Consider the following 26,710-nt stretch of genomic DNA (forward strand, 5'->3'; position numbering starts at 1 on the left):
AGGCTCTTTCTGCGCTAGCGCTTACTCGGCGCTCTGATGCAGCTGGTGATGGCGAGCGTCGTGCAACGGCGCGCGCAGCGTCTGCTTTGCGATGTTGAGTTCGTGAATCTGCGTCGTGCCCTCGTAGAGCCGAAACAAGCGCACATCGCGATAAAGACGCTCGACGGGGTTATCGGCGACATACCCGCCGCCGCCATAAACCTGCACGGCGCGATCGGCCACGCGGCCGCACATTTCCGATGCGAACAGCTTGCACATCGACGCCGCCATCGTCACGTCCTCGCCGCGATCGCGTGCACGGGCCGTCTGAAGCACGAGCGCGCGTGCCGCATGAATGTCGGTGTTGCTTTGCGCAATGAGCTGCTGCACGAGCTGGAATTCGGCGATCGGCTTGCCGAACTGTTCACGCGCCTTCGCATGGGCCAGCATTTCGTCGAGCAGGCGGATCGCCGGCCCTACGCACAGCCCCGCCAGATTGATGCGCTGCTTGTTGAGCGCCTTCATCGCACTCTTGAAGCCTCGTCCAGGCTCGCCGCCAAGCACCGCCGACGCGCTCACGCGGCATTCCTGCAAATGCACTTCGCCCACGGGCGAACCGCGCTGCCCCATCATGCGATAGCCGGCCGAAGTCGTGAGCCCTGGCGTGCCGCGTTCGATCAGGAATGCTGAGATTCCACCGGCGCCTGAGTCGTTCGGGTTCGTGCGCGCGAATACGGTGAACAGGTCGGCGATCGGCGCGTTCGTGATGTAGCGCTTGCTGCCATTGAGCACGTATTCATCGCCTTCGCGGCGCGCCGTGGTGGTGAGCGCGGTGGCGTCCGAGCCGGCATCGGGTTCGGTCAGCGCGAAGCAGCCCGTTATTTCGCCGCTTGCCAGACGCGGCAGGTAGCGCCGCTTCTGCTCCTCGGTGCCGTCGGCGATCAGCGCCTCGGAGCCGATGCCGGTATTGCCGCCAAAGCGCGCCCGGAAGGTCGGCGCGGCCTGGGACACCACCATGTTCACGCACGCGAGTTCTTCCGTCGTGAGGCCCGCGCCGCCGTATGCTTCGGGAATGCTATGACCGAAAAGACCCAGCTCGCGCATGCGTGCGACGAGCGCTTCGGGCAGCACATCGGTGCGGTCGATTTCCGCCTCGAGCGGGATGCATTCGTCGTGCACGAAGCGATAGAGCTGCGTGAGCAGTCGGTTCAGGCGTGCGGCGTCGCGAATCATCGTGTCTCCATTCAGTTTGCGTTGAGTTCGTTCGGTATCAGCGCGGCCCCGCCGCCGCGCTCGCATCCGTCACGCCGCACGCGCGCTCGATGCGCAGCGCCGCTTCGAGCAGCAGCGGCGCGACCGTACGCTCGATCCAGTCGTCGGCGAGACGGCGGCTCACGATCGTGCAGTTGAGCGCGATGCGCTCGTCGTCGGGCGGTTGGCGCACCGGCACGGCAATGGCGTGAATGTCGCGGATCCAGTCGCCGCGGCTCAGCGTGTAGCCGCGCGCCGCGAAGGCAGCCTGGTCGGCTTCCCACAACGGCCGGTCGGCCGCGTAGCGTTCGGGGTCGTCGAGGCGCAGGCGGTTCAGCACGGCCTGGCGCTCCTTCGCGTCCTCGCCGATCAGGAGCGCGCGGCCAATCGACGTGGCCAGCAGCGGCCGCGTGCTGCCGATGTCGGGTTGCGCGTTGTTGTCGCGGCCGGGGCGGCAGCTATCGACGTAGACCACGCTGAGCCGGTCGCGCATGCCGAGGTTCACGGAGCAGCGCGTTTCGCGCGCGAGCTTTTCCATATAAGGCCGCGCGATCTGGCGAATCTGCATGGCCGCGAGCATCGGATAGCCCAGCGTCAGCACGCCCGCGCCGAGCCGGTAGCGCTGGTACTTCTCGCTGCGGTTCAGATAGCCGAGCAGCGTGAGCGTGTAAGTGAGCCGCGAAATCGTGGCCTTCGGCAGCCCCGTGCGGTCGGCCAGCTCGCGGTTGCCGAGCATCGGCTCGGCCGGCGTGAACGCGCGCAGCACCTGCAGGCCGCGCGCGAGGTTGATCGCGAACTGGCGATCGGTCGATTCGGCGTCGGGCGGTGCAGGCAAAAGCGGTTCGCGCTGCGCATGCGTGCCGCTCTCGCCATGTACGCCAGCGGCGGCAGGCCGGCTCGCGCGACTGCGCACGCCGGTGGCGTGGGCGGCGCGGCTTTCGGTGACGGATGACGTAGGCGTTTGCATCTGCGTAGTCTGCGTAGGCGGGCGACGAGCCGGTTTGGACGATCGGGAACGGGACGAACTCATGGTCGATAAACGCCTTCCAGGGGTCAAGAAAATCAGCATAGTGTTTCGCTCTGCGGTACGCCAGTTGAACGCAAGCGGCGCTCTCGCCTACTGTTGCGGGCAGACAATTCCCATTCGGCATGAGGAGACACCATGCTCACTGACAGCGCTCTCGCCACCGCCAGCAGCGCGCCAGAAGGCACGCCGCGCGGCCCGTTTCAAGGCCCCCTTTCCGGTGTGCGCATACTCGACCTCTCGACGGTCGTGGCCGGTCCGTTCGGCGCCACGCTGTGCGCCGATCTCGGCGCCGAAGTCACAAAGATCGAACTGCCCGACGGCAGCGACGCGCTGCGCAAGCTGCAGCCCGTCAAGGACGATATTTCGCTCTACTGGAAAGTGACAAACCGCGGCAAACGCGGCATCACGCTCGACGTGCGCAAGGCCGAGGGGCGCGCGCTGCTGCTGCGGCTCGCGGCGCAGGCGGACGTGCTCGTCGAGAACTTCCGCGCGGGCAAGCTGGAGGAATGGGGGCTCGATTTCGAGACGCTGCACGCGGCCAATCCGCGCCTCGTCGTGCTGCGTTTGACCGGCTTCGGCCAGACCGGCCCGTACCGGCAGCGCGGCGGCTTCGCGCGCATCTTCGAGGCCATGAGCGGGCTCACGCAGCTCACCGGCGAAACCAACGGCGCGCCGCTGCACATGAACTTCCCGATGGGCGACACGGTAGCGGGCCTCTTCGCCGCGTTTTCGATCGCCGCTGAAATGGTGCGCATGCGCTCGGACCCGGCGGCACGCGGCGTGGAAATCGATCTCTCGGCCACCGAGGCGCTCTTTCGCATGCTGGAGCCGCTCGCCGTCGAGCGCGAACAGCTTGGCCTCGTGCGCGGCCACCATGGCAACCGCGCGACCTATACCGCGCCCTCGAACATGTATCGCAGCGCGGACGGCGTGATGTTCTCGCTCGTGGCGTCGTCGCAGCCGATCTTCCGGCGGCTGTGCGCGGCGCTCGAGCTGCACGACGTGCCTGAGGACGCACGCTTCGTCGACAACGTGAGCCGCGTTGCGCATGCGGCAGAACTCGACGCGCGTCTGGAAAAGGCTTTCGCTTCGCTTTCTTTCGCAGTGCTTACCGCCCGCCTGACCGAGGCTGGCGTGCCGCACACGAAGATCTACACCATCGACGACATCGCCGCGGACCCGCATTTCATCGCGCGCGAGGCGATCATTCGTCTACCCGATACGGATCTGGGCTCGGTGCCCGCGCCCTGCGTGGTGCCGCGCGTGAAGGGGCGGCCTGCCGGCGTTCCGCGCAGCGGTCCGGCGCTTGGTGAGCATAACGACGCGGTCTACGGCGCGCTGGGACTGAGCGCCGAAGCGCTCGCGCAACTGCGGCGCGACAAGGTGATTTGAGTTGGCGTGAGCGGCGCAGGCGCTCAGCCGCGGCTGCCCGCCGTGGGAATCTGCGGCGGCGCGCCCTCGGGGCCCGCAGTCGGCGGCGGCGCGGGCCGCGGCTCGTGCGAAGCATCGCGCGCGACACCGCCAGCCGCGCGAGCGCCAGACTCATGCGGATGACCGTGCGCCGCCCCGTGCGGCTCCTCGACATCGCCGCTGCGCGCGGACATGTGCACCTGCATCTGCGGCACCGGCATCTCGATGCCCGCTTCGTCCATGTGCCGCTTCAGCCGCGCATTGAACGCGCGCGCCACGCTCCACTGCTGCAGCGGCCGCGTCTTGATCTGCCCTTTCACGACCATCCAGTTCGGGTCGAAGCGGTCGAGCCCCCACACCTCCACGGGCCCGAGTATTTCGCGGCGATAGCGGAAGTCGGCCACGAGTTCCGCGCCGGTCTCGCGAATCATGCGCGTGACTGTGTCGAGATCGACCGAGAACGGCACGCGCACTTCGAACACGGCAAACGCGAAATCGCGCGAGAGGTTCTTCACGATCTTGATCTGCGAGAACGGAATGGCGTGGATCGCACCCTGCCCGTCGCGCAGCCGCACGGTGCGGATCGACAGATGCTCGACCGTGCCCGCATGGCCGTTGTCGATGTCGATCCAGTCGCCCACCGAGATGGTCTCCTCGATGATGATGAAGAGGCCCGTGATGAGATCGGCCACGAGCGACTGCGCGCCAAAGCCAATGGCAAGACCGATCACGCCCGCGCCCGCGAGCAGCGGTGTCACGTTGATGCCGAGATTCGCAGCGGTGACGATGCCCGTGATGGTGAGGATCGTCACGAGCACGGCGTTGCGCACGAGCGGCAGCATGGTGCGCGCGCGCGTGCTGGGCGCTCGGCCCTTGGTGCGCGGGCCGCTCGGATTGAGCGCTTCGAGAATCGCGGTATCGACCGTGATCCAGACGAGCCACGCGAGAAACACCGTCGACACGATCGCGAAAATGGCGTGCGCGATGCCGCGCGCGGCCACGCTCGCCTCGATGATGGCGGCAAGCGAAATGTCCCAGAGCCGCGCGCACGACTCGAAATACGCGAACCAGATGAACACCACGAGCAGCGTGCCCGCAAAGCGCAGCAAACGCCGCAGATATGGCGAGCGCCGCCGCACGCGCGCGGGGTTCGGGCGCGTGATGCGCAGCACGACCGCGGAGAGGAAGAACGCGAGCACGAGCAGGAGCGCGGAGACGACGGAGATCTGCAGCACGTCGTCGCGGCTGCCGATGCCGCCGAAGGTGGCGACGATCGAGGCGCCGGCGAGCAGCAGCATCGGCAGTTGCCAGAGCGAGGCGAGCACATCCAGGACCTCGGTGAGCGCCTTGTGGCCGTGGCGCAGCGTATAGCTGCGGTTGCGGATGAGATGCGCGACCGGCCGCCGGAAGCCGATGGCGAATATGACCGTGAGCACAGCGGCTGCCATGTTCGCCGCGGTGCTCACCAAGGCGGAGAGGTTCACACCCAGCTGACGCGCGACTTCGAAATTGGTCGCGGCGTCGCCGAGCGCGGCCAGCACGCCGATCGCGAACAGCAGCCGGCGCGAGCGCGCGATCAGGAGACGCACGGCCGCGCGCCGGTGCCCCGCGCCGAACAGCGAAAACATGATCAGGCAGATCGACGAGAACACCGCGCCCGCCACGATCGCGTAGGCGATCACGAGGGCGAGCGTGCGCCCGAGCGCGTCCGGCATCGAGCGCTCGACCACGAGCGCGCCGAGGAACGCCACGATCCATGGCGCCGCGCGATGCACGACGAAAATCAGCAGATCGATGGTGCGCGGATCGGGCCGCAGGCCCGTTTCGACATCGAAACGCCTGAGCAGCCGCCGCTCGAGCCAGCGCAGCACCGCTGCGCATGCGCCCCAGCCGGCCAGCATGGCGAAGAGGTCGAACACGACGCGGCCAAGGCTTTCGCCTTCCCCGCCCGAGGCGATGTCATAAAGCTCGATGCCGGCCGCCCTGAAGCGCCCGGCCCAATAGTGAAACGGACTGCGGCCGCGACGCGCGTCCGCTTCGACCGAAGCGAGACCCGACGCGATCGCACCAAGCAGACCCGAAGCCCCCGCCGCGCCCGAAGCGGGTGCGGGCGCCACATTTTGCGACGCGCTGCGCAGTTTCTTGAGCTGGTTCAGGAGCGCGGTGCGCTGGCGCTCGTTGTCGAGCGTGGCGATGACGCTATCGAGCGAGCGCGTGAACTCGGCCTGGCTCGCCGGTGACGGCGCCGAGGCCGCCTCGGCTGCGGAAGCGCCCGAAGCTGCGGCAGGCGCCCCGGTGATGATGCTCTTGAGCACGGGCAGCACCGGCGCCGGTACGGCTTGTGCGACAGCCCGCAGCGGCGTGGCAAGACACGCGGCGACGCATGCGAGGAGCATCAGCGCGCGAAGGAAGGCGCGAACGCAAGAACGCGCCGATGCGGCGCGAGAAAGTAGTGCACGATCCGCCGCACCGCAGCGCATGCGCGACGGCCCGGCGCCCGCGCCATCGCGTCCGATGCTGGTATTCATGGCGGAGGGGCAAAAACAGGACCATTCAGTGTAGCCGCACTCCGCCTTCCCGCGCCTCGCGCGTGCGTAACAGTTTGTCAGCGCCAGGCGAGCGCGCTGCCACCGCTCAGTAGGCCACCGTTGCGATCTGACGAATGAAGCGGCCCTGCTCCAGCTCGTCGACGAAGGCGATCGCGTAATCCTCAGCCGAGATGCGGCTTTCGCCCTGCGCGTCAGCGATCAGCGTATTGGCGCCCGTGCGGAACGTGCCCTTGCGCTCGCCGGGCGCGATGATGGCGGCCGGCGCGAAGAAGGTCCAGTCGATGTCGGTGACCGTGCGGTAGTAGTCGAACGCTTCGCGGTGAGCAAGCGCGATGGCCTTATAAGCGTCCGGGAAACCGTCGGTATCGACGAGCTGCTTGCCAGGCGCAACCTCGAGCGAGCCGGCGCCGCCCACCACCACGAGACGCTTGAGCCCCGCCGCGCGCACGCCGTCGACCAGCGCACGGCTCGCAACCAGCAGATCGCCGAGCTGGTCCTTGGGCGGCGCGTAGGCGCTCGCCACCACGTCATGGCCGCGCACGGCTGCGGCGACGCTCGCCGCGTCGAGCAGATCGGCCTTCGCCGCGTGGATGTTCGGCGCGGCCGCCACCCGCTCGGGCTGGCGCACCAATGCGCTCACCTCGTGACCGCGGCGCGCCGCTTCGGCGGCAATGCGCGAACCGACCATGCCCGTTGCGCCAAAGAGGGCGATTTTCAGCGTCTTGCTCATGAACTGACTCCTGTTTTCCGTATTTATGTAACTAACAAAGTTACACTTCAGAGGTAAAAAAACGGGGCAATGCCCCGCTGATGAATCTGACAGCACGCAACCCGCTCAGGCTCGCCGCGCCCTTGCGCGTTCGAGCTTGCGCTCGCTGCGCGCCATATCGTCGACGACGTCCGCGAGCGTGCGGGCGGCGAGCGACGCCTCCATGGCGCGCTGCGCGTCGTCGATCACGCCACGCAGCGTCTGCTGGATATGCCGGCCGACCAGGCAAGCCGGATTCGGCTCCTCGCGGTGCATGGCGAACAACTGGGCGTCGTCGACCGCACGGTAGACGTCGAGCAGCGTGATCGCCTGCGGCTCGCGCGCGAGCAGCGCGCCACCGCCCGCCCCAAGTTGCGACGCCGTGAGGCCCGCATTGGCCAGCATCGACAGGAGCCGGCGAATGAGCGCGGGATTCGTGTTCACGCTGCCCGCGATGATCTCCGACGACAGCGGCACGCCCTCCTGCTGCGCAAGCAGCGCGAGCACGTGAACGGCGAAGGCGAAACGGCTACTCGTATTCACGGCGAACCTGCCACTGCTGAGCGGCGCGCGAATGGTTCGAACCCCATGCGCCAAAAAGTGTAACCATCATAATTACATTAATCCGTACCGTCAACCGGTCAACCCGTCGCGCATGACTGCGGCCTTACTTCGACGCATCCGACGCCTGCCCCGGCGCCGATGCGGCCTCGGCGGCATTGCTCGCCCAGCGTTGCAACGAGTGCCCCGCATTGGTCAAGCCGGTGCCGGTGGTCGCGGCGGCCTGCCCGAGCAAGGCTTGCGCCGTGCTTGCCGCGCCGCGCAACTGGCCCTGCGCCGCCGAAGCCAGTTGGGCCGTGGATGCGCTCGCCTGCTGACCTTGCGACGCCGCCGAATCGAGCTTCTGCTGCACCGCACCGAGTTGCTGGTTCACAAAGCTCGCCGCTTTGTTGAGCGATTGCGCCGCCTGCTGCGCGGCCTGGTTGGCGGCGTCCTGCGCAGCCTGCTTCGCAGCGTCGGCGGACTGCTTGCCCAGATCGGAAGCGTCGTGCTTGTTGCAGCCGGCGGCGAGCGCCGCACACACGAGCAGGGAGGCAAGCGTCAGCCTTTGCGTCGATACCTTCGAAAACATGGTCATCCTGAAAAATTCGCCGCATGAAGCGGCTTGCATAGATGAAAACGCGGCAATGATACGCCGTCGCGCAACACCAACTCTGATGAAATGAGCGAAAAACCCGCGCGCTCGAAAACCGGCCGCGACACCGCGCTCGCATCGGCGCTCAATACCGACGAACGCGCCTCGCGCGCGAGCGCTTCGAGCCGCGCCAGCAGCGCCGTCGCGAGGCCGCGGCGCGACCATTGCGGCGCGACGTAGAGCATCTCGACGTGATCGCGCGGAAAAAGCTGCCCAAACGCGGCGGCCACCTCGCCACACTGCGCGACGAGCGTCACGCCGCGCGCGAGGCGCGCGTCGAAAGCCGCGAGATCGTCGGCGGCCGCGGCCCACGCGGCGCGCTGCTTCGCGTCGTAGCGCGAGGCAGCGAGTGTCGTCACGGACGCGCGAAACAAGGCGGCAAGCGCAGGTGCGTCGCGGCCCGGCGCGTAGCGCCGCCAGTCGATGGATGCCAGTGCGTCGCGCGCGACGCCATGCTTTGCGAAATCGTCAAACATGATGGAGTAGACTGCCCTCGCGCATGATCTGTTCCACCGTCCACCTCTGGAGACAATCGATGGCCGTCAAGAAGATCCTGTTCCTCACCGGCGATTTTGCCGAAGACTATGAAACGATGGTGCCGTTCCAGGCGCTGCAGGCCGTCGGCCACCGCGTCGACGCCGTGTGCCCCGGCAAGAAGGCCGGCGAGCGCATCAAGACCGCCATCCACGATTTCGAGGGCGACCAGACCTACACCGAAAAGCCAGGGCACCAGTTCGCGCTCAACGCCACCTTCGACGAAATCGACGCCGCCAGTTACGACGCGCTCGCCATCGCAGGCGGCCGCGCGCCCGAATACCTGCGCCTCGATCCGAAGGTCATCGAAATGGTGCGTCACTTCGCCCAGTCGAACAAGCCCATCGCGGCGATCTGCCATGCCGCCCAACTGCTCGCCGCGGCCGAGGTGATCCGCGGCAAGCGCATTTCGGCCTACCCGGCCTGCGCGCCCGAGGTGCGGCTCGCGGGTGGCGAATACGCCGACATCGCCATCGACAGCGCCGTGACGGACGCCCCCTTCGTTACCGCGCCGGCGTGGCCCGCTCACCCCGAATGGCTGCGCCAGTTCCTCGCGCTGCTCGGTACGCGCATCGAGCCGTGAGCGAGCGCTGATCCACTCGCGCGCCGCGCCTGCCTTGCAGGGGGCGCGGCGCGCGCCGACCGCCAATTCGGACTGGTCTGATTTCACCGCACTCCGCCGCTCGCCAGAATAGCCGCCAGTTATTCTGGAGTACGGAGTGCGCGTCATGGATCTGACGGACTGGCTGGTAATACTCGCGATCGCCCTGGCGGCGATCCTCTTTTTTTGCAAGCGTGGCGGCCGCAAAGGCAGCTTGACCGACCGGGCGCGGCACCTGCACGGTACGCGTCTGCTCCTGCAAGGGGCGTTTGCGCTGTGGGCCGCGCTGCTCATGCTCGACCGCAGCTTCGTCTTGCCGCTCCACGTGCCCTTCGGCGTCGCCATCAGTCCTCACACCATGCTGGCCACTGCGCTGGCGCTCGCCGGTGTGGGCGCCATCTGGTCGTTTCGCGCGAGCCGCCTGCTCAAGCCACGCCGCATCTTCAGCACGTGCTGAGCGCACAGCGAGCGCGCTTGACTGACCGTGTCTAGGCGCCTGCGGGTGGTCGCAACGCCGTTGAGGGTGTTGCCCGCACATCGCCTCGAACGTTGGCTTTCGCGTTCGCGCCACCCGCGTTATCGCTCGCGCCACATCCTGCAAGGCTACCCGGCGAGCCTTCCGTACGCTCCGCGCGTTCGAGCGCACTGATGATCTGCTCGGCGTCGCCGGGCAAAGGCGGCGCAACCGCAAGTGCATCGGGCAGCGACAGATAGAACGTCGTGCCCTCGCCTTCCAGCGACTCCACCCACACGCGCCCACCGTGCCGCTCCACCACGCGGCGCACGAGCGCGAGCCCAATGCCCTCGCCAGGCGCCACATTGCCGTGCATGCGCTGAAACGCCTGAAAGAGCCGCGGCAGGCCCACCTCGGGAATGCCGAGTCCGTTGTCGCGCACATAGAAAATCTGTAGCGACTCGACGCCCGGCGGCGCATGAGCGGTGCCGATCTCGACGCGCCCGTCGCGTGCCGGATCGAGATAATTGAGCGCATTGCCGATCAGGTTGGCAAATACCTGTTCCAGCGCCGTCGGGTCGCCCCATACGTCGGGCAGCGTTTGCACGTTGACCTGCGCGCCGCGTGCGCGAATCGAGGCGTGCATCGCGTCGACCACACGCTGCACCAGCTCCTGCACGCTCACGCGCTGCCGCCGGTATTCCACGCGCCCCACGCGCGCGAGGCGCAGCAACGCGTCGATGATGTGCGATGCGCGCAGCACGGCGGTTTGCAGATAGCGCAGCGCCTCGCCGATGTCCTCGTTGATGGTCCGCTCGATGCGCGCGCGCGCTTCAGGTGAGAGCGAAGAATTCGCGATGCGATCGCGCAGGTCGTTGCAAGCGTGATTGAGCTCGCGCGAGAAGCCCTGCAGATTCACGAGCGGCGCGCGCAGATCGTGCGACACGCCGTGGATGAACATCTCGTTTTCCTGAGTCTGCTGGCGCAGGTTTTCGTTGATGCGCGCGAGCTGGTCCGCGCGCCGTGCGAGGTCGGCCTGAAAGCCCAGACGCAGCCGCTCGGCTTCGATCAGGCGCTGGCTGATCTGGTGCAGCGTGAGGTCGAGCTCGGCGATTTCGTCGCTGCCCGCCGAAAGCGGTGCGAGTGGTTCGTTTGCGGCCAGCCGGTTCGCGTTGTCGGAAAGCGCATTGAGCCGCCCGCGCACACCGCGCGTAAAGACCCAGACAGCGAGCGCGACCAGCACGAGCGAGCCGAGCACGGCCGTCATCACAAGCGTCTGCTGCTGGGCGCGCGCCGCTTCGGCGGCGGAAACCCGCATGACGTCGAGGCGGCGCTCCTCGGTCTGAAACGAGACGATCTGCGTGCGCACGCGGTCGAGCACGTCCGCGGCCATGAGCGCGCGAAAGCGCTCGGCAAGATCGGCGCGGCGGCCCGAGCGCAACAGGTCCTGCACACGGTCCGACCATTGACGATAGTTCTGCACGGCGTGGCGAATCTGCACGGCGCGCTCGACCTGCGAGGGGTTGTCGGAGACGAGATCGACGAGCCGGTCGATGCGGCGGTCCACGTCCATCCACATCGAAACGGGCGTGGAGTAGCTCGTGTCGTTGGCCGCCACCGCGCCACGCAGCTTCACCGATTCGACCAGCACCGGTTCGAGCACCCGCGAAGCCTGCGCGAGCACGGCCTGGCTGTGCTGCCCCCAGCGCTCCGCGGCGGCAACATCGGCCTCGGCCTTCACGATGGCCGACAGCAAGCTCAGTTCGAATACGGCGGGAATCGCGATCAGCAAAAGCCCTTTGGTCGTGAGGCGCATTGCGTGGCGGGTACCGGGCGACCGGACGTGCGTGAGGTGGCAATGCGGCCATTATGTCGGCGTTTGCGCCCTATGTGCACATCACGTGCGGCCCACGTGCGACCCACGTGCGCCCGACGTTTGGCCGTCACGAAAACGAAAATTCGAATTTATTTCGATTAGCCGACAATTCATTGATACAGAAAGCAAAATCGAATTAATCGCCCAATTCTGGCGCGCGATTTCCCCACCTTTGCGCGCAAGCCTGAGATTGTGCCGGGGCGTGGTGCATGCGCCCCAGATATCAGCACCCAGGACCGGCGACGCGGCATGCACGCTCTCCCGCATCGGTGCACGGCCGCACCGGCTTGACGCCTGTAGTGGCGGCGAATTCACCAGTTTGGCGCTGAAGCTGGCCCGCATCTTGCTGTGTATGCGCCCATTTTGGGCAAACTGGGTACGCCAGATGGACAATCTCAAGACCGGCACCGACACGCTATTCCTGCTGCTAGGCGCCGCCATGGTGCTCGCCATGCACGCGGGGTTCGCGTTTCTCGAACTCGGCACCGTGCGCAAGAAGAATCAGGTCAATGCACTCGTGAAGATCCTCGTCGATTTTTCGATTTCGACGATCGCCTACTTCTTCATCGGCTATACGCTCGCCTACGGCGTGCAGTTCTTCTCGCACGCCGACGTGCTCGCCGAGCACAACGGCTACGCGCTCGTGCGCTTCTTCTTCCTGCTCACTTTCGCGGCAGCGATTCCGGCCATCGTGTCGGGCGGTATTGCGGAGCGCTCGAAGTTCAATCCGCAGCTCTTCGCGACCTTCGTGATCGTCGGCTTCATCTACCCGTTCTTCGAGGGGATGGTGTGGAACAACCGCCTCGGCTTCGAAGATGCGATGACGCACGTGTTCGGCGTGCCGTTCCATGACTTCGCGGGCTCGGTGGTCGTCCACGCGTTCGGCGGCTGGATCGCGCTGCCGGCCGTGCTGCTGCTCGGGCCGCGCCACGGCCGCTATACGCGCGACGGCCGCATCGCCGCGCATCCGCCCTCGAACATTCCGTTTCTCGCGCTCGGCGCATGGGTGCTCGCGGTGGGCTGGTTCGGCTTCAACGTGATGAGCGCGCAGACCATCGACAAGATCAGCGGCCTCGTCGCCGTCAACTCGCTCATGGCGATGGTGGGCGGCACGCTCGCCGCCTGGTTCGCGGGCCGCAACGATCCGGGCTTCACGTACAACGGGCCGCTCGCGGGGCTCGTGGCCGTGTGCGCGGGCTCGGACATCATGCATCCGCTCGGCGCGCTCGTGACGGGGGCGGTCGCCGGTGCGCTCTTCGTCTATATGTTCACCTGCGTGCAGAATCGCTGGCGCATCGACGACGTGCTCGGCGTGTGGCCGCTGCACGGCCTGTGCGGCGCGTGGGGCGGCATCGCCGCGGGGATTTTCGGCCAGCGGTGGCTGGGCGGGCTGGGCGGCGTCTCGCTCGGCGCACAGATCGTCGGCACGATTGCGGGCATCGTAATCGCGTTCCTTGGCGGTCTCGTCGTGTACGGCCTGCTGCGCAAGTTCGTCGGGCTGCGCATCGACCGCGAACAGGAATTCAACGGCACCGACCTGTCTATCCACAAGATCACGGCCACGCCGGAACGCGAAACAGTTTCCTGATCGCGGTGCAATACCGCGACGCGGGCGGCGCCCTGCCGTCCGCACCGCGCATCATCGACTGACCATCAAAGCTGGCCCATGCCGCCGGCAACGATGACTTCGGTGCCGATCATGAAGGCCGATTCGGCCGCACTCAGATGCAGCACCGTCGAGGCGATTTCCTCCACCGTCGCGAAGCGCTTGAGCGGCACCATCCCACGGATCGATTCCTCGGCCGCTGCAAGCGCGGCGGCGTCCATGCCGAACTTATTGTAAAGCGGCGTCTTCACGGGCCCGGGGCTCACCACGTTCACGCGAATGCCGCGCGGGAGCAGCTCGGCCGAAAGCGTCTTCGCGAACGAGATCAGCGCGGCCTTGCTCGCCGCATACACCGACGAAGTGGGCATGCCGATATGCGCGTTGATCGAGCCGTTGAGCACGATGGCCGCACCGTCGTTGAGCACCGGCAGGAGCGACTGGATCTGGAAGTACGCGCCCTTCACGTTGGTGTCGAAGGTGACATCCCAGAGGGCTTCGTCCACTTGCTCGAACGGCGCGAGCTTCGCCACGCCCGCGTTGATGAACACGGCGTCGAGGCGCAGGCCCGCGTCGCGCACGGCGGCGGCCAGTTCGCGCGCGCCGGTGATCGAAGCCGCGTCGTTGCGCCAGGCGTGCGAGTTCGGGCCGAGCGCTGTGCGCGCGGCTTCGAGGCCGGCTTCGTCGCGGCCGGTGACGATGACATGCGCGCCTTCGGCGGCGTAGGCCAGCGCGGCAGCGAGGCCGATGCCGCTGGTTCCGCCGGTGACGAGGACAGTTTTGTTGGCAAAGCGGTTCATGACGTTCTCCTTGAAGGGGTAGTCTCGATCTGAGGCTGTGATGGCATAGTGCCGGCCGGCGCACCGCCTGCCGTACGACGGTCCTGGCGCAAACGTTCGATGCCGTCGAACGTTTGCGCAGGGTGTGCTGCAAGCTTGCTTCAACCTGTGAGCGCAATACCTTCCACGAGGCGCTTCGCAAGGCGCGGCTCGCGCAGCTTGTCGATCCACCATTGCAGTGCGCGCCCCACATGTTCGCCGCGCCACGCCACGTAAAGCACGTTCGGCTCGCGCGGGTTCGCCGTGGCCTTCTCGACCAGTTCGCCGCGCTCGATCAACTTCGCCGCGCGCTGCCGAGGCACCCAGCCCACGCCCAGCCCATCGCGCTGCGCGAGGATCTTCGCGCGCATCGACGGCACCGCCAGCACCTCCTGCGCACCGAGCAGCCCGTAGCCGCGGCCCGGCGTGTGCCGCGCCGAATCGCCCACCGCCACGCCCCGCTCGGCCAGCATGCGCTCGCGCGTGAGCGGCGCCTTCTCGCGCGCGAGCCGATGCCGCGGCGCCACGGCGAACACCCACTCCATCACGCCCAGCTCGAACCAGTGCAGGCCGTCGATGGCCGGCGGCTCGTTGGTCGCGCCGACGACGAGATCGGCGCGGCCGTCGCGCAGCGCCTCCCAGGTCCCGGAGAGCACTTCGTGTGTGAAGCGTAGCTTGACGCCTGACTGCAACGCGTCGAAGTCGCGGATCACCGGCATCAACAGTTCGAATTCGAGAATCTCGTCGGTGACGATCCACAAGCGGTCTTCCCAGCCGTTCGCGACCTGCCGCACGCGCTGCGTCATGCGCGCGACGTCCTGCATCAGGCGGCTCGCCTCCTCGGCGAGCAGGTGCCCGGCCGGCGTAAGCTGCAGCCGGTAGCGGCGGCGGTCGAAGAGGAGCGCATCGAAGCGCGCCTCGAGTTGGCGCGCGGCATGCGAAATCGTGGAAGGCGCCTTGTGCAAACGCGCAGCCGCGCGCGACAGGCTGCCGGTTTCGCGGATCGCGTCGAGCAACGCCAGTTCCTCTTCGGAAAGCATGTGCGACTCCATCGAACGGGTGATCCGGCGATGGTATGGCAGAAACGGGGCATGAGGCAGGTTACGTGACGCCGCTTGCCAGCAGACTGTCAAAGCGGCCTTGACGGTCTGTCCAGAAAATTTGTCGTTGTCTGGTGTCGTAGCCCGACAGAGAATCGAACGCGCGTTCACAAACTATCAAGCGTGGTCGGGCCAATCCGAAGGGAGAGCATTGCCATGTCCGTGAAGTTCCCGTCACTTGATTCACCGTTCGTCGACTTGACCGCCATGATTCGCCGGCGTGCGGCGGAGCACGGCGCGCGTGCGGCAATCGTCTGCGAAGACGAAACGCTCACTTTCGCCGCGCTCGAGGCGCTGATCGACCGCTGTGCGGCCTCGCTGCAGCGCGATGGACTGGCGCCCGAGGACGTCGTTGCCATCTGCGCGTCGAGTTCCATTCCCTATGCCGCCGTATTCTTCGGTGCGCTCAGGTCAGGACTGGCAGTCGCCCCGCTTTCGCCCTCCACGCATCCAGACAGTCTCGTCGCCATGCTGGAGAACTCCCGGGCGCAAATTCTTTTCGTCGACGACGCAGTTTGCCAGCTGCTTGCGAGCGTCACGTTGCCGCCTGCGCTGCGCGTCATCAATATCGGCGCAACCGGGCAATACGATGCCTGGCTGGCGCCCGCGGGCGCTACGCCCTCCCACGTGGAGATTCAGCCGGAGTGGGCGTTCAACATCATCTACTCGTCCGGGACGACGGGAACGCCCAAAGGCATCGTCCAGTCGCACGCGATGCGCTACGCCTATACGCTGCGAAGTCTCGAGCGCGGCTACGGGCCGGACGCCGTCACCTTGATTGCGACGCCCCTCTATTCGAACACGACGCTCGTGAGCTTCTTCCCGACGCTCGCGCTCGGCGGTACGGTCGTCCTCATGCCCCGGTTCGACGCGAAGCAATATCTCGAGCTTGCGCAGCGGCAGCGCGTCACGCACACCATGCTCGTGCCCGTGCAATACCAACGCATCCTCGGCCACCCGGACTTCGATCGCTACGACCTCTCCCGCTTCCGCGCGAAGTTCTGCACGAGCGCCCCGTTCCCGGCTGCGCTCAAGGCGGACGCCCTGCGCAGATGGCCGGGCAAGCTCACCGAGTTCTACGGCATGACCGAAGGCGGCGCGTCCTGCGAGCTTTGCGCCGACGAGTTTCCCGACAAGCTCCACACCGTGGGCCGCCCGCTGAACGGCCATGAAATGCGCCTGATCGATGCCGACGGCCGCGAGGTCGCCGCCGGAGAGACGGGCGAAATCGTCGGCCGTTCGCCGGCCATGATGACCGGCTACTACCGGCAGCCCGAAAAGACGGCGCAAGCGGAGTGGTACGACAGCGACGGCCGGCGCTTCATCCGAACCGGCGATGTCGGCCGTTTCGACGAAGACGGCTTCCTCGTGCTGATGGACCGCAAGAAGGACATGATCATCTCCGGCGGGTTCAACATCTACCCAAGCGACCTGGAACAGGTGCTCGCCCGCCACCCCGACGTCGTCGAATCGGCGGTGGTTGGCGTGCCTTCGGAACGCTGGGGCGAAACGCCGGTGGCGTTCGTCACGCTCAAAGGCGGTTCGGCGTTGGCCGCCGAAGACCTCATCGCCTGGGCCAATGGCCAATTGGGGAAAATGCAACGACTTGCCGACGTGGTAATTGTCGACGCGCTACCGCGCAGCCCGATCGGCAAGGTGCTCAAACGCGAGTTGCGCGAGCGCTTTAGCGGCGAGGTCGCCTGATCCACCGCCAAGCGCCCGCTTGCGCCAGCTTATGCCCGCTTGTGGCCGCCTGGAACCGGGCGAAAAAAAAGCGCCACGTATGCACGTGGCGCTTTGAAAAGTTCTAGCCATTCCGAGGGCCGTGCTAGAACCTGAGAGACGGTATTCGGCTCAGCCGTGCCGTCGGAAAAACCGCGCAATTATGCGAATTGCATAGCGCGAGGCACATTAAAACCCCGCAATTATGCGGGGTTGAGGCGTATTACCGAAATCGGGTTCCATTTTTTACCTACATGCTGACTAAGTCAAGCAAAATCTCGCCAAAATGCGCCAATCGTCGAGCATCTGGCATCCATTACAATCGTCCGGAAAATTGCGCCCTAATTTATGGAGCGCAGCGTTGATCGAGCGCAAACCGCCGTACCGCGCGGCAAGCCCGCGTTGACATGTAACGGCCCGCGCGAAATCTAAAAAACTGAAATCCTGTTTCGGAAAATTGTTCCGCCAATGACTTTCGCACCCGATTCGCGCCAACCTGACGAAATCCCGCGCGACAAAGAGAGCGGCGCCGACGAAGTCACTGCGCTCGCGCGCGGTCTCGCCGTCCTGCGCTGCGTCGCGGCCGCCGACGCGCCGCTCAGCAATCGCGAACTGACCGAGCTGACGGGCATTCCCAAGCCCACGCTGTCGCGGCTCACCGGCACGCTCGTGAGCACCGGCTTTCTCGCCCGGCTGCCCGACAGCGAACGCTTCGTGCTCACGTCGTCGGTGCTGGAGCTCTCCAACGGATTCCTGCGCAACTCCGACATCCGCAGCCGCGCGCGGCCGTTCCTCACGCGGCTTGCCGAGCGCACTGCGCTCTCGGTGCACCTCACCGTGCGCGACCGTCTGGACATGGTGGTGATCGACGCGATCCGCCCGCGCACCGCGGTGCTCGTCACGCGCCTCGAGGTCGGCTCGCGCATCGACATGGGCCGCACCGCCGTCGGACGCGCCTACCTCGCCGCGCTCGATCCGCATGCGCGCGCCGAACTCACCGCCGCGCTGCAGGCCTCGAACGGCAACGACTGGGGCTTCGTCGGCAGCCGGCTCGACGCCGCCCTCGCCGAAACGGCCGTTCATGGCTACGGCCTCGCGATCGGCGAGTGGTACGAGGGGCTCAATGCCATTGCAACGGCGTTCGCCGGTCCGAACGGCGAGATTTACGCCATCAACTGCGGCGGCGCCGCCCAGCAGTGCCCGCGCGAGTGGCTCGTCACCCACGTCGTGCCGCTGATGCGCGAGTGCGTCGCGCACATCGTCGACGAAATCGGCGGCGCCCTGCGCCTGCCCCACGCTACCTGACAGCACGAGCGCACTCGCCTTACAGAAATCCCACGAAGCATGTAACGCTCGTAACGTCTCGAAAGAAACGGCACTGGACTGTAACGGAGGGGGCAACGTAGCATCATGCTTTTTGGCGGCAAGGACCTGCTGCGTCGCCCTTCGTGCATAACGCCAGCAAACCGCCAGCGAACCGCCAGTGAAGCCGTCCATGCCCGCGACCTCGTGGCGCGGCATTCGGGCCGGCGCGCAGCGACGCCTGACATCCTGCTTGCGCACGACATGCGTAGCATCGGCGAGCGCGCGGCGCGTCCGCTACGCCGGCTCCGTGCGCTTCGCGGCCGGCATCCCCTGATCCGTTCCGCCAGGAGTCTTCGAGAACCTCGCTTCGAGAAACTCGCTTCAAGAACCACGCTTCAAGAACCTGTTACCGACCTGACCGATGGATCAACAAGAAAAGCGCCCGGATTCCCCTCGTAAAGAAACGCCGCAGTCCCCCGCTCCGGTCGCCGCGAGGCGCAGCAAGGGCAAGTTCATCGCGCTGGGTGTGGTCATCGTGATCGCCGGCATCGTGCTCGCGCGCTGGCAGCCATGGAACAAGGCGCTCTCGGGCGGCAACGCGACACCCGCGGCCGGCGCGCGCATGCGTCACGGCGGCCCAGGCGCCATGGCCAACATGCCGCAGCCCGTCAGCGTGGCCACGGCCAAGGCCGGCGACATGCCCATCGTCATCACCGCGCTCGGCACGGTCACGCCGCTAGCCGACATCACGGTGCGCACGCAACTATCCGGCACGCTCCAGGATGTGTACTTCCAGGAAGGCCAGATGGTGAAAAAAGGCGACGTGCTCGCGCAGATCGACCCGCGCCCCTACCAGATCTCGCTCGCCAATGCCGAAGGCCAGCTCGCCCGCGACCAGGCACTGCTCGCCACGGCGCGCCTCGACCTCAAGCGCTACCAGACGCTGCTCTCACAAGACTCGATCGCGAGCCAGCAGGTCGACACGCAGGCCTCGCTCGTCAAGCAGTACGAGGGCACCGTCAAGTCCGATCAGGCCAACGTCGATACCTACAAGCTCGACCTCACCTACGCACGCATCGTCGCGCCCGTCTCGGGCCGCGTGGGCCTGCGCCAGGTCGATCCGGGCAACTACGTGACGCCCAGCGACACCAACGGCATTGTCGTGCTCACGCAGCTCGAACCGATCAGCGTGATCTTCACGACCTCGGAAGACAACCTGCCGTCGATCATGAAGCAGCTGCGCGCGGGCACAAAGATGTCCGTCACGGCCTACGACCGCAGCAACACCACGATGCTGGAAGCCGGGTCGCTCCAGACCATCGACAACCAGATCGACACCACCACGGGCACCGTCAAGCTGCGCGCAAGCTTCGTGAACCACGAGCAGATGCTCTTCCCGAATCAGTTCGTGAACGCGCGCCTGCTCGTCGATACGCTCCACGACGCCGTGATCGTGCCCACTTCGGCGGTGCTCAACGGCTCGCAGGGTCAGTACGTCTATGTCGCGAAGCCCGACAACACGGTGAGCGTGCGGCTCGTGAAGGTCGGCCCGGTCGATGCCGAACGCACCAGCGTCGCCTCCGGCCTCGCGGTGGGCGAGCGCGTGGTGACCGACGGCTCCGACCGCTTGCGCGAAGGCGCGAAGATCACGATTCCCGCCGAGCATCCGCAGCACACGAAGGGTGCCTCAGGTGCATCGGGCGCAAGAGGCGCGTCGTGGGCCGGCGCGGCCTCGGGCGCGCGTCATGGCCACCGTCACGCATCGCAGACGCAAGCCCAGTAAGCCAGCATGAATCCATCCCGCGCCTTTATCCTGCGGCCGGTCGGCACGGCGCTGCTCATGGCGGCGATCATGCTGGTCGGCCTCGTTGCGCTGCGCTTTCTGCCGCTTTCCGCCCTGCCCGAAGTCGATTACCCGACCATCCAGGTGCAGACCTTCTACCCGGGCGCGAGCCCGGACGTGATGACGTCCTCCGTCACGGCGCCGCTCGAGCGCCAGTTCGGGCAGATGCCGTCGCTCAACCAGATGTCGTCGCAGAGTTCGGCGGGCTCTTCGGTCATCACGCTGCAGTTCAGCCTCGACCTGCCGCTCGACGTAGCCGAACAGGAGGTGCAGGCGGCCATCAACGCGGCCGGCAACCTGCTGCCCTCCGACCTGCCCGCGCCGCCGATCTACGCCAAGGTCAACCCCGCCGACGCGCCGATCCTGACGCTCGCGATCACCTCGAAAACGCTGCCGCTCACGCAGATCCAGGATCTTGCAGATACGCGCCTCGCGCAGAAGATTTCGCAGGTGGCTGGCGTGGGCCTGGTGAGCCTCTCGGGCGGCCAGCGCCCGGCCGTGCGCATCCAGGCGAATCCGCGCGCGCTCGCGGCCTACGGCCTGAATCTCGATGACCTGCGCACGAGCATCTCGAACCTGAACGTCAACACGCCGAAGGGCAACTTCGACGGCCCCACGCGCGCCTACACGATCAACGCGAACGACCAGCTGACCGACGCCGACGCGTACAAGGACGCCGTGATCGCGTACCGCAACGGCCGCCCCGTCATGCTCACGGATGTCGCGAACATCGTGCAGGGCGCGGAGAACACCAAGCTCGGCGCGTGGGCGGACGGCACGCCGGCAATCATTCTGAACGTGCAGCGCCAGCCGGGCGCGAACGTGATCCAGGTGGTGGACAGCATCAAGGCGCTGCTGCCCCAGTTGCAGGAAGCGTTGCCCTCCTCGCTCGACGTGCAGATCGTCACCGACCGCACCACCACGATCCGCGCCTCGGTGCGCGACGTGCAGTTCGAGCTGCTGATGTCGGTGGTGCTCGTGGTGCTCGTGATGTACCTGTTCCTCGCGAACATCTACGCCACGATCATTCCGAGCCTTTCGGTGCCGCTTTCGCTCATCGGCACGCTCGCGGTCATGTACCTGTGCGGCTTCTCGCTCGATAACCTGTCGTTGATGGCGCTCACCATCGCGACAGGCTTCGTGGTGGACGACGCCATCGTCATGATCGAGAACATCGCCCGCTATGTCGAGGATGGCGAAACACCGCTCGAAGCGGCGTTGAAAGGCTCGAAGCAGATCGGCTTCACCATCATCTCGCTGACGGTGTCGCTCATCGCCGTGCTGATACCGCTCCTCTTCATGGGCGACGTGGTGGGCCGCCTCTTCCACGAATTCGCCATCACGCTCGCGGTGACGATCGTGATCTCGGCCGTCGTCTCGCTCACGCTCGTGCCGATGATGTGCGCGAAGATGCTGCGCCACACGCCGCCGCCCGAAAGCCACCGCTTCGAGGCGCGCGTGCACGCGTTCTTCGACTACGTGATCGGCCGCTACGGCGTGGCGCTCGAATGGGTGCTCGCGCGCCAGCGCCTCACGATGATCGTGTTCCTCATCACGCTCGTGCTCACCGGCATTCTCTACGTGATCGTGCCCAAGGGCTTCTTCCCCGTGCAGGACACGGGCGTGATCCAGGCCATCACGCAGATGCCGCAGTCGGTGTCCTATGCGTCGATGGCCGAGCGTCAGCAGGCGCTCGCCGCAGAGATCCTCAAGAACGAGAACGTCGAGAGTCTGACCTCGTTCATCGGCGTGGATGGCACCAACATCACGCTCAATAGCGGTCGCATGCTCATCAACCTCAAGCCGCGCGACGACCGCAGCGAAACGGCGAGCGAGATCATCCGCGACCTGCAAAAGAGCGTGGCCCACGTGACGGGCGCGACGCTCTACATGCAGCCGGTGCAGGACCTCACGATCGACTCGACAGTGAGCCCGACGCAGTATCAGTTCATGCTCACCACGCCGAACATCCAGGACTTCACGACCTGGGTGCCGAAGCTCGTGCAGCATTTGCAGCAACTGCCCGAACTCGCCGATGTCGCGACCGACCTGCAGGACCAGGGCAGCTCGGTGTTCATCGAGATCGACCGCGCAAGCGCCGCTCGCTACGGCATCACGCCCGCGACCGTCGACAACGCGCTTTACGACGCCTACGGCCAGCGCATCATTTCGACGATCTTCACGCAGTCGAACCAGTACCGCGTGATTCTCGAAGCCGATCCGATCCTTCAGCACTACACCGATGCGCTGAACTCGATCTACCTGCCCTCTTCGACCTCCACGACGGGCCAGGTGCCGCTCTCGGCCATCGCGAAGTTCCACGAGCGGCCGTCGCCGCTGCTCGTTTCGCACCTCTCGCAGTTCCCGGCCACGACGGTGTCCTTCAACCTGGCTCAGGGCTCGTCGCTCGGCGCGGCGGTCAAGGCGATCCAGCAGGCGGAAAAGGACATCGGCCTGCCGGGCTCGTTCCAGACGCGCTTCCAGGGCGCGGCGCTCGCGTTCCAGGCGTCGCTCTCCAACGAACTGTTCCTGATCCTCGCGGCCATCGTCACGATGTATATCGTGCTCGGCGTGCTCTACGAGAGCTTCGTGCATCCGATCACGATTCTCTCCACGCTGCCATCGGCTGGGATCGGCGCGCTGCTCGCGCTCATCCTGACCGGTCACGATCTCGACATCATCGGCATCATCGGCATCGTGCTGTTGATCGGTATCGTGAAGAAGAACGCCATCATGATGATCGACTTCGCGCTCGAGGCCGAACGCCATGAAGGCAAGCCGCCGCGCGAGGCGATCTATCAGGCGTGTCTGCTGCGCTTCCGTCCGATCATGATGACGACGATGGCGGCGCTGCTCGGCGCCGTGCCGCTGATCCTCGGCTATGGCGCGGGCAGCGAATTGCGCCGGCCGCTCGGCATTGCGATCGCGGGCGGCCTGATCGTGAGCCAGGCGCTCACGCTCTTCACGACGCCTGTGATCTACCTCGCGTTCGACCGGATCGCGCGGCGTCTGCGCGAGCGCTTCGGTAGCGGCTCGCAAGGCGCGCCGTCTTCGTCGGAGAGCTGACGCGATGAATCTCTCGCGCCCGTTCATCTCGCGCCCCGTCGCGACCACGCTGCTCGCCGTCGGCATTGCGCTGGCCGGCCTCTTCGCGTTCACGAAGCTGCCGGTCGCGCCCTTGCCGCAGGTGGACTTTCCGACCATCTCCGTGCAGGCCACCTTGCCGGGCGCGAGCCCGGAAACCGTGGCGACCAGCGTGGCGAGCCCGCTGGAGCGGCACCTGGGCTCGATCGCCGACGTGAGCGAGATGACCTCGCAAAGCTCGGTGGGCAGCACGCGCATCACACTGCAATTCGGCCTGAACCGCGACATCGACGGCGCCGCGCGCGACGTGCAGGCGGCGATCAACGCCGCGCGCGCCGACCTGCCCACGAGCCTGCGGCAGAACCCGACCTACCACAAGGTCAATCCCGCCGACGCGCCCATTCTGATTCTCGCGCTCACCTCGCCTACCTTGAGCGCGGGTCAGCTCTACGACTCGGCGGCCACGGTGCTGCAGCAGTCGCTCTCGCAGGTGGACGGCGTGGGCGAAGTCGACGTGAGCGGCTCGGCGAACCCGGCGGTGCGCGTCGAGCTTGAACCACACGCTCTCTTTCACTACGGCATCGGCCTCGAAGACGTGCGCGCGGCGCTCGCCTCGGCAAACGCGAACAGCCCGAAGGGCGATATCGAATTCGGCCCGCAGCGCTTTCAGCTCTACACCAACGACCAGGCGAGCAAGGCGAGCCAGTACAAGGATCTCGTGATCGCCTACCGCAACGGCGCAGGCGTGAAGCTCTCGGACGTAGGCGAAGTGGTCGATTCGGTGGAAGACCTGCGCAACATCGGCCTCGCCAACAGCAAGCGCTCGGTGCTCGTGATCCTCTACCGCCAGCCGGGCGCGAACATCATCGAAACCGTGGACCGCGTGGTCGCGATGCTGCCGCAGTTGAAGGCCTCGCTGCCCGCCGACGTCGAAGTGATCCCCACATCGGATCGCTCCGTCACGATCCGCTCCTCGCTCAAGGACACCGAGCACACGCTCATCATCGCCGTGGCGCTCGTCGTGATGGTGGTGTTCCTGTTCCTGCGCAACTGGCGCGCGACGCTCATTCCGAGCGTGGCCGTGCCCATCTCGATCATCGGCACGTTCGCGGCCATGTACCTGATGGGCTTCTCGCTCGACAACCTCTCGCTCATGGCGCTCACCATCGCGACGGGCTTTGTCGTGGACGACGCCATCGTCGTGCTGGAGAACATTTCGCGGCATATCGAGAACGGCGTGCCGCGCATGAAAGCGGCACTGCTCGGCGCGCGCGAGGTGGGCTTCACGGTGCTCTCGATCAGCGTCTCGCTCGTCGCCGTGTTCCTGCCCATTTTGCTGATGGGCGGCATTGTCGGGCGGTTGTTCCGCGAGTTCGCGCTCACGCTCTCGCTCGCGATTGCGGTGTCGCTGGCCGTCTCGCTCACGCTCACGCCGATGATGTGCTCGCGCCTGCTCGAAGAGGCGCACGAGAAGAAGGAAGAAGGCCGCTTCGCGCAATGGCTCGAACGCGGCTTCATGCGCATGCAGGGCGGCTACGAGCGCACGCTCGGCTGGGCGCTGGCGCATCCTTTCCTCATCCTCCTCACGCTCATTGCGACCATCGCGCTGAACGTCGCGCTCTACGTGATCGTGCCCAAAGGCTTCTTCCCGCAGCAGGACACGGGGCGCCTGATCGGCGGCATCCAGGCCGACCAGGCCACCTCGTTTCAGGCGATGAAGGTGAAGTTCGCCGAGATGATGCGCATCGTGCAGGCGAACCCGGCGGTGGAATCGGTTGCGGGCTTTTCAGGCGGACGCGCGACGAACTCGGGCTTCATGTTCGTCTCGCTCAAACCCAAGGGCGAGCGCAAGCTTTCCGCCGACGAGGTGATCGCGCAGCTGCGCGGGCCGCTCTCGAACGTGGCGGGCGCGCGCACCTTCCTGCAAGCGGTGCAGGACATTCGCGTGGGCGGCCGGCAGTCGAACGCGCAGTACCAGTTCACGCTGCTCGCGGACAACACCGCGGACCTCTACAAGTGGGGGCCGAAGCTCACTGAGGCGCTGCAGGCGCGCCCCGAACTCGCCGATGTGAACTCGGACCAGCAGCAAGGCGGCCTCGAGTCGATGATCAACATCGACCGCGCGAGCGCCGCGCGGCTGAACATCACGCCTTCGCAGATCGACAACACGCTTTACGACGCGTTCGGCCAGCGCCAGGTCTCGACGATCTACAACCCGCTCAACCAGTACCACGTGGTGATGGAAGTCGCGCCGAAGTACTGGCAGAGCCCGACGATGCTCAACGAAATCTGGGTGAGCACCTCGGGCGGCACGGCGAGCGGCGCGCAGAGCACCAACGCGACGGCGGGCACCGTGACCGGCCCGACCACTGCCTCCACGGGCGGCACGACGGCCACCACGGCGTCGAGCGCAGCAACCATCGCCGCCGACTCCGCGCGCAACCTCGCGACCAACTCGCTTGCCGCGAGCGGCAAGTCGAGCGCGTCGTCGGGCGCGGCCGTTTCCACGTCGAAGGAAACCATGGTGCCGCTCTCGTCGATCGCCTCGTTCGGCCCCGGCACGACGCCGCTTTCGGTGAATCACCAGAGCCAGTTCGTGGCCTCGACGATCTCGTTCAACCTGCCGCCCGGCAAGTCGCTCTCCGACGCCACCCAGGCGATCTACGACACGATGGGCGCGATCGGCATGCCCGCGACGATTCACGGCAGCTTCCAGGGCACCGCGCAGGCGTTCCAGCAGTCGCTCGACAACCAGCCGCTCCTGATTCTCGCGGCGCTCGCGGCCGTGTATATCGTGCTGGGCATTCTGTACGAGAGCTACATCCATCCGCTCACGATTCTCTCCACCTTGCCCTCGGCAGGCGTGGGCGCCCTGCTCGCGCTGCTGCTCTTCAAGACGGAGTTCAGCATCATCGCGCTGATCGGCGTGATTCTGCTGATCGGCATCGTGAAGAAGAACGCGATCATGATGGTGGACTTCGCGATTCAGGCCTCGCGCGAGGGCCTGAGTTCGCACGATGCGATCCGTCAGGCGTGTCTCCTGCGCTTCCGTCCGATCATGATGACGACCTGCGCGGCGCTGCTCGGCGCGCTGCCGCTCGCGTTCGGGCGCGGCGAAGGCGCGGAGCTGCGCGCGCCGCTCGGCATCTCGATCGTGGGCGGGCTGATCGTGAGCCAGATGCTCACGCTCTATACGACGCCGGTCGTGTACCTGTACATGGACCGGCTGCGCGTGTGGTGGGATGCGAAGCGCCGGCGCGGAGCGCCCACCGCTCAGGTGGAATAGGCGGTCGCGTTAGCGCATTGGAAAAAGGCTGAAGCTACGCTTCAGCTTTTTTTATGCCCGCGCGCTTCGAGTTTGAGGCTGCCGCAAATGCACCGGCAGGCAACGCACGATCAGATGCAGCACCAGCGGCACGATGATCCCATCGTCCACGACACCAGCCACCGGCAGCGCGATATTGAACGGGTCGAGCGCATAGAGCGCGAGTAGCGCCGTGGCGGGCATCAGCCACACGGGGCGTTCCGGCTGGCGCAGCGCGTGCCACAGCACGCGCACATCGCCCTTCACGACATTCCAAAGCAACGCGATACGTTTCATCTGCTTCCTC

General features: G+C 66.3%; 20 protein-coding genes. 9 read left to right on the forward strand and 11 right to left on the reverse strand.

Going from position 1 to position 26,710, the window contains the following annotated elements:
- Positions 1-21: 21 nt before the first annotated feature.
- Together VSR72_RS07510 and VSR72_RS07515 are read right to left on the reverse strand one after the other, a co-directional pair.
- Entirely contained in the window at positions 22-1,212 is a 1,191-nt protein-coding gene (locus VSR72_RS07510; protein ID WP_342951773.1) for an acyl-CoA dehydrogenase family protein, read from the reverse strand.
- Positions 1,213-1,249: 37 nt separating this feature from the next.
- Positions 1,250-2,197, reverse strand: coding sequence for an IclR family transcriptional regulator (locus VSR72_RS07515; RefSeq protein WP_342951774.1), 948 nt, complete (start codon positions 2,195-2,197; stop codon positions 1,250-1,252).
- Positions 2,198-2,392: 195 nt separating this feature from the next.
- Here VSR72_RS07515 and VSR72_RS07520 point away from each other — a divergent pair, with 195 nt between their 5' ends.
- Positions 2,393-3,649: a CoA transferase gene (locus tag VSR72_RS07520; RefSeq protein WP_342951775.1), complete on the forward strand. Its 1,257-nt coding sequence runs from the start codon at positions 2,393-2,395 to the stop codon at positions 3,647-3,649.
- A 23-nt stretch (positions 3,650-3,672) separates the two neighbouring features.
- Here VSR72_RS07520 and VSR72_RS07525 read toward each other — a convergent pair whose 3' ends face one another.
- The 5 genes from VSR72_RS07525 to VSR72_RS07545 form a co-directional block, all read right to left on the reverse strand.
- Positions 3,673-6,063: a mechanosensitive ion channel domain-containing protein gene (locus VSR72_RS07525; RefSeq protein WP_342951776.1), complete on the reverse strand. Its 2,391-nt coding sequence runs from the start codon at positions 6,061-6,063 to the stop codon at positions 3,673-3,675.
- 238 nt (positions 6,064-6,301) lie between these two features.
- Positions 6,302-6,946, reverse strand: a complete 645-nt coding sequence (locus VSR72_RS07530; RefSeq protein WP_342951777.1) for an NAD(P)H-binding protein — start codon at positions 6,944-6,946, stop codon at positions 6,302-6,304.
- Between the two features lie 105 nt (positions 6,947-7,051).
- Positions 7,052-7,507: an Rrf2 family transcriptional regulator gene (locus VSR72_RS07535; protein WP_342951778.1), complete on the reverse strand. Its 456-nt coding sequence runs from the start codon at positions 7,505-7,507 to the stop codon at positions 7,052-7,054.
- A 124-nt stretch (positions 7,508-7,631) separates the two neighbouring features.
- On the reverse strand, positions 7,632-8,096 hold the full coding sequence (locus VSR72_RS07540) for a hypothetical protein (RefSeq protein ID WP_342951779.1): 465 nt from the start codon (positions 8,094-8,096) through the stop codon (positions 7,632-7,634).
- 2 nt (positions 8,097-8,098) lie between these two features.
- On the reverse strand, positions 8,099-8,635 hold the full coding sequence (locus VSR72_RS07545; RefSeq protein WP_342951780.1) for a GNAT family N-acetyltransferase: 537 nt from the start codon (positions 8,633-8,635) through the stop codon (positions 8,099-8,101).
- A 59-nt stretch (positions 8,636-8,694) separates the two neighbouring features.
- On the opposite strand from VSR72_RS07545, the gene VSR72_RS07550 reads away from it, so the two are divergent.
- Positions 8,695-9,276 (forward strand): DJ-1/PfpI family protein, encoded by a 582-nt coding sequence (locus VSR72_RS07550; RefSeq protein ID WP_342951781.1) that lies wholly within the window; start codon positions 8,695-8,697, stop codon positions 9,274-9,276.
- Positions 9,277-9,421: 145 nt separating this feature from the next.
- Positions 9,422-9,751, forward strand: a complete 330-nt coding sequence (locus VSR72_RS07555; RefSeq protein ID WP_342951782.1) for a hypothetical protein — start codon at positions 9,422-9,424, stop codon at positions 9,749-9,751.
- A gap of 31 nt (positions 9,752-9,782) precedes the next feature.
- On the opposite strand, the gene VSR72_RS07560 is transcribed toward VSR72_RS07555, so the two are convergent.
- A complete protein-coding gene (locus VSR72_RS07560; protein ID WP_342951783.1) occupies positions 9,783-11,564 on the reverse strand; it encodes an ATP-binding protein in 1,782 nt (593 codons plus the stop codon).
- Positions 11,565-12,009: 445 nt separating this feature from the next.
- Here VSR72_RS07560 and VSR72_RS07565 point away from each other — a divergent pair, with 445 nt between their 5' ends.
- Positions 12,010-13,212: an ammonium transporter gene (locus VSR72_RS07565; protein ID WP_133184177.1), complete on the forward strand. Its 1,203-nt coding sequence runs from the start codon at positions 12,010-12,012 to the stop codon at positions 13,210-13,212.
- A gap of 65 nt (positions 13,213-13,277) precedes the next feature.
- On the opposite strand, the gene VSR72_RS07570 is transcribed toward VSR72_RS07565, so the two are convergent.
- Together VSR72_RS07570 and VSR72_RS07575 are read right to left on the reverse strand one after the other, a co-directional pair.
- Positions 13,278-14,027, reverse strand: a complete 750-nt coding sequence (locus VSR72_RS07570) for an SDR family oxidoreductase (RefSeq protein ID WP_342951784.1) — start codon at positions 14,025-14,027, stop codon at positions 13,278-13,280.
- Between the two features lie 140 nt (positions 14,028-14,167).
- Positions 14,168-15,085 carry a LysR family transcriptional regulator gene (locus tag VSR72_RS07575; RefSeq protein WP_342951785.1) on the reverse strand — a complete coding sequence of 306 codons (918 nt, stop codon included), beginning with the start codon at positions 15,083-15,085 and terminating at the stop codon, positions 14,168-14,170.
- Between the two features lie 216 nt (positions 15,086-15,301).
- On the opposite strand from VSR72_RS07575, the gene VSR72_RS07580 reads away from it, so the two are divergent.
- From VSR72_RS07580 to VSR72_RS07600, 5 genes are all read left to right on the forward strand, one after another.
- Positions 15,302-16,849 (forward strand): class I adenylate-forming enzyme family protein, encoded by a 1,548-nt coding sequence (locus VSR72_RS07580; RefSeq protein WP_342951786.1) that lies wholly within the window; start codon positions 15,302-15,304, stop codon positions 16,847-16,849.
- 486 nt (positions 16,850-17,335) lie between these two features.
- Positions 17,336-18,172 carry an IclR family transcriptional regulator gene (locus tag VSR72_RS07585; RefSeq protein WP_342951787.1) on the forward strand — a complete coding sequence of 279 codons (837 nt, stop codon included), beginning with the start codon at positions 17,336-17,338 and terminating at the stop codon, positions 18,170-18,172.
- Between the two features lie 421 nt (positions 18,173-18,593).
- Entirely contained in the window at positions 18,594-19,955 is a 1,362-nt protein-coding gene (locus tag VSR72_RS07590) for an MdtA/MuxA family multidrug efflux RND transporter periplasmic adaptor subunit (protein ID WP_342951788.1), read from the forward strand.
- Positions 19,956-19,961: 6 nt separating this feature from the next.
- Entirely contained in the window at positions 19,962-23,081 is a 3,120-nt protein-coding gene (locus VSR72_RS07595; RefSeq protein ID WP_342951789.1) for an MdtB/MuxB family multidrug efflux RND transporter permease subunit, read from the forward strand.
- 4 nt (positions 23,082-23,085) lie between these two features.
- The gene (locus tag VSR72_RS07600) at positions 23,086-26,385 is read left to right on the forward strand and encodes an efflux RND transporter permease subunit (RefSeq protein ID WP_342951790.1); all 3,300 of its coding nucleotides are present in this window, start codon (positions 23,086-23,088) and stop codon (positions 26,383-26,385) included.
- A 51-nt stretch (positions 26,386-26,436) separates the two neighbouring features.
- Here VSR72_RS07600 and VSR72_RS07605 read toward each other — a convergent pair whose 3' ends face one another.
- A complete protein-coding gene (locus VSR72_RS07605; RefSeq protein ID WP_342951791.1) occupies positions 26,437-26,700 on the reverse strand; it encodes a hypothetical protein in 264 nt (87 codons plus the stop codon).
- Between the last annotated feature and the right edge of the window lie 10 nt (positions 26,701-26,710).

Source organism: Paraburkholderia sp. JHI869 (assembly GCF_038900775.1).
GTDB lineage: Bacteria > Pseudomonadota > Gammaproteobacteria > Burkholderiales > Burkholderiaceae > Paraburkholderia.

Excerpts from the sequence above, each read along its gene's own strand:
- VSR72_RS07510 (WP_342951773.1), bottom strand. The coding sequence starts at position 1,212 with ATGATTCGCGACGCCGCACGCCTGAACCGACTGCTCACGCAGCTCTAT.
- VSR72_RS07515 (WP_342951774.1), bottom strand. The coding sequence starts at position 2,197 with ATGCAAACGCCTACGTCATCCGTCACCGAAAGCCGCGCCGCCCACGCC.
- VSR72_RS07520 (WP_342951775.1), top strand. The coding sequence starts at position 2,393 with ATGCTCACTGACAGCGCTCTCGCCACCGCCAGCAGCGCGCCAGAAGGC.
- VSR72_RS07525 (WP_342951776.1), bottom strand. The coding sequence starts at position 6,063 with ATGCTCCTCGCATGCGTCGCCGCGTGTCTTGCCACGCCGCTGCGGGCT.
- VSR72_RS07530 (WP_342951777.1), bottom strand. The coding sequence starts at position 6,946 with ATGAGCAAGACGCTGAAAATCGCCCTCTTTGGCGCAACGGGCATGGTC.
- VSR72_RS07540 (WP_342951779.1), bottom strand. The coding sequence starts at position 8,096 with ATGTTTTCGAAGGTATCGACGCAAAGGCTGACGCTTGCCTCCCTGCTC.
- VSR72_RS07545 (WP_342951780.1), bottom strand. The coding sequence starts at position 8,635 with ATGTTTGACGATTTCGCAAAGCATGGCGTCGCGCGCGACGCACTGGCA.
- VSR72_RS07550 (WP_342951781.1), top strand. The coding sequence starts at position 8,695 with ATGGCCGTCAAGAAGATCCTGTTCCTCACCGGCGATTTTGCCGAAGAC.
- VSR72_RS07555 (WP_342951782.1), top strand. The coding sequence starts at position 9,422 with ATGGATCTGACGGACTGGCTGGTAATACTCGCGATCGCCCTGGCGGCG.
- VSR72_RS07560 (WP_342951783.1), bottom strand. The coding sequence starts at position 11,564 with ATGCGCCTCACGACCAAAGGGCTTTTGCTGATCGCGATTCCCGCCGTA.
- VSR72_RS07565 (WP_133184177.1), top strand. The coding sequence starts at position 12,010 with ATGGACAATCTCAAGACCGGCACCGACACGCTATTCCTGCTGCTAGGC.
- VSR72_RS07570 (WP_342951784.1), bottom strand. The coding sequence starts at position 14,027 with ATGAACCGCTTTGCCAACAAAACTGTCCTCGTCACCGGCGGAACCAGC.
- VSR72_RS07575 (WP_342951785.1), bottom strand. The coding sequence starts at position 15,085 with ATGCTTTCCGAAGAGGAACTGGCGTTGCTCGACGCGATCCGCGAAACC.
- VSR72_RS07580 (WP_342951786.1), top strand. The coding sequence starts at position 15,302 with ATGTCCGTGAAGTTCCCGTCACTTGATTCACCGTTCGTCGACTTGACC.
- VSR72_RS07585 (WP_342951787.1), top strand. The coding sequence starts at position 17,336 with ATGACTTTCGCACCCGATTCGCGCCAACCTGACGAAATCCCGCGCGAC.
- VSR72_RS07590 (WP_342951788.1), top strand. The coding sequence starts at position 18,594 with ATGGATCAACAAGAAAAGCGCCCGGATTCCCCTCGTAAAGAAACGCCG.
- VSR72_RS07595 (WP_342951789.1), top strand. The coding sequence starts at position 19,962 with ATGAATCCATCCCGCGCCTTTATCCTGCGGCCGGTCGGCACGGCGCTG.
- VSR72_RS07600 (WP_342951790.1), top strand. The coding sequence starts at position 23,086 with ATGAATCTCTCGCGCCCGTTCATCTCGCGCCCCGTCGCGACCACGCTG.
- VSR72_RS07605 (WP_342951791.1), bottom strand. The coding sequence starts at position 26,700 with ATGAAACGTATCGCGTTGCTTTGGAATGTCGTGAAGGGCGATGTGCGC.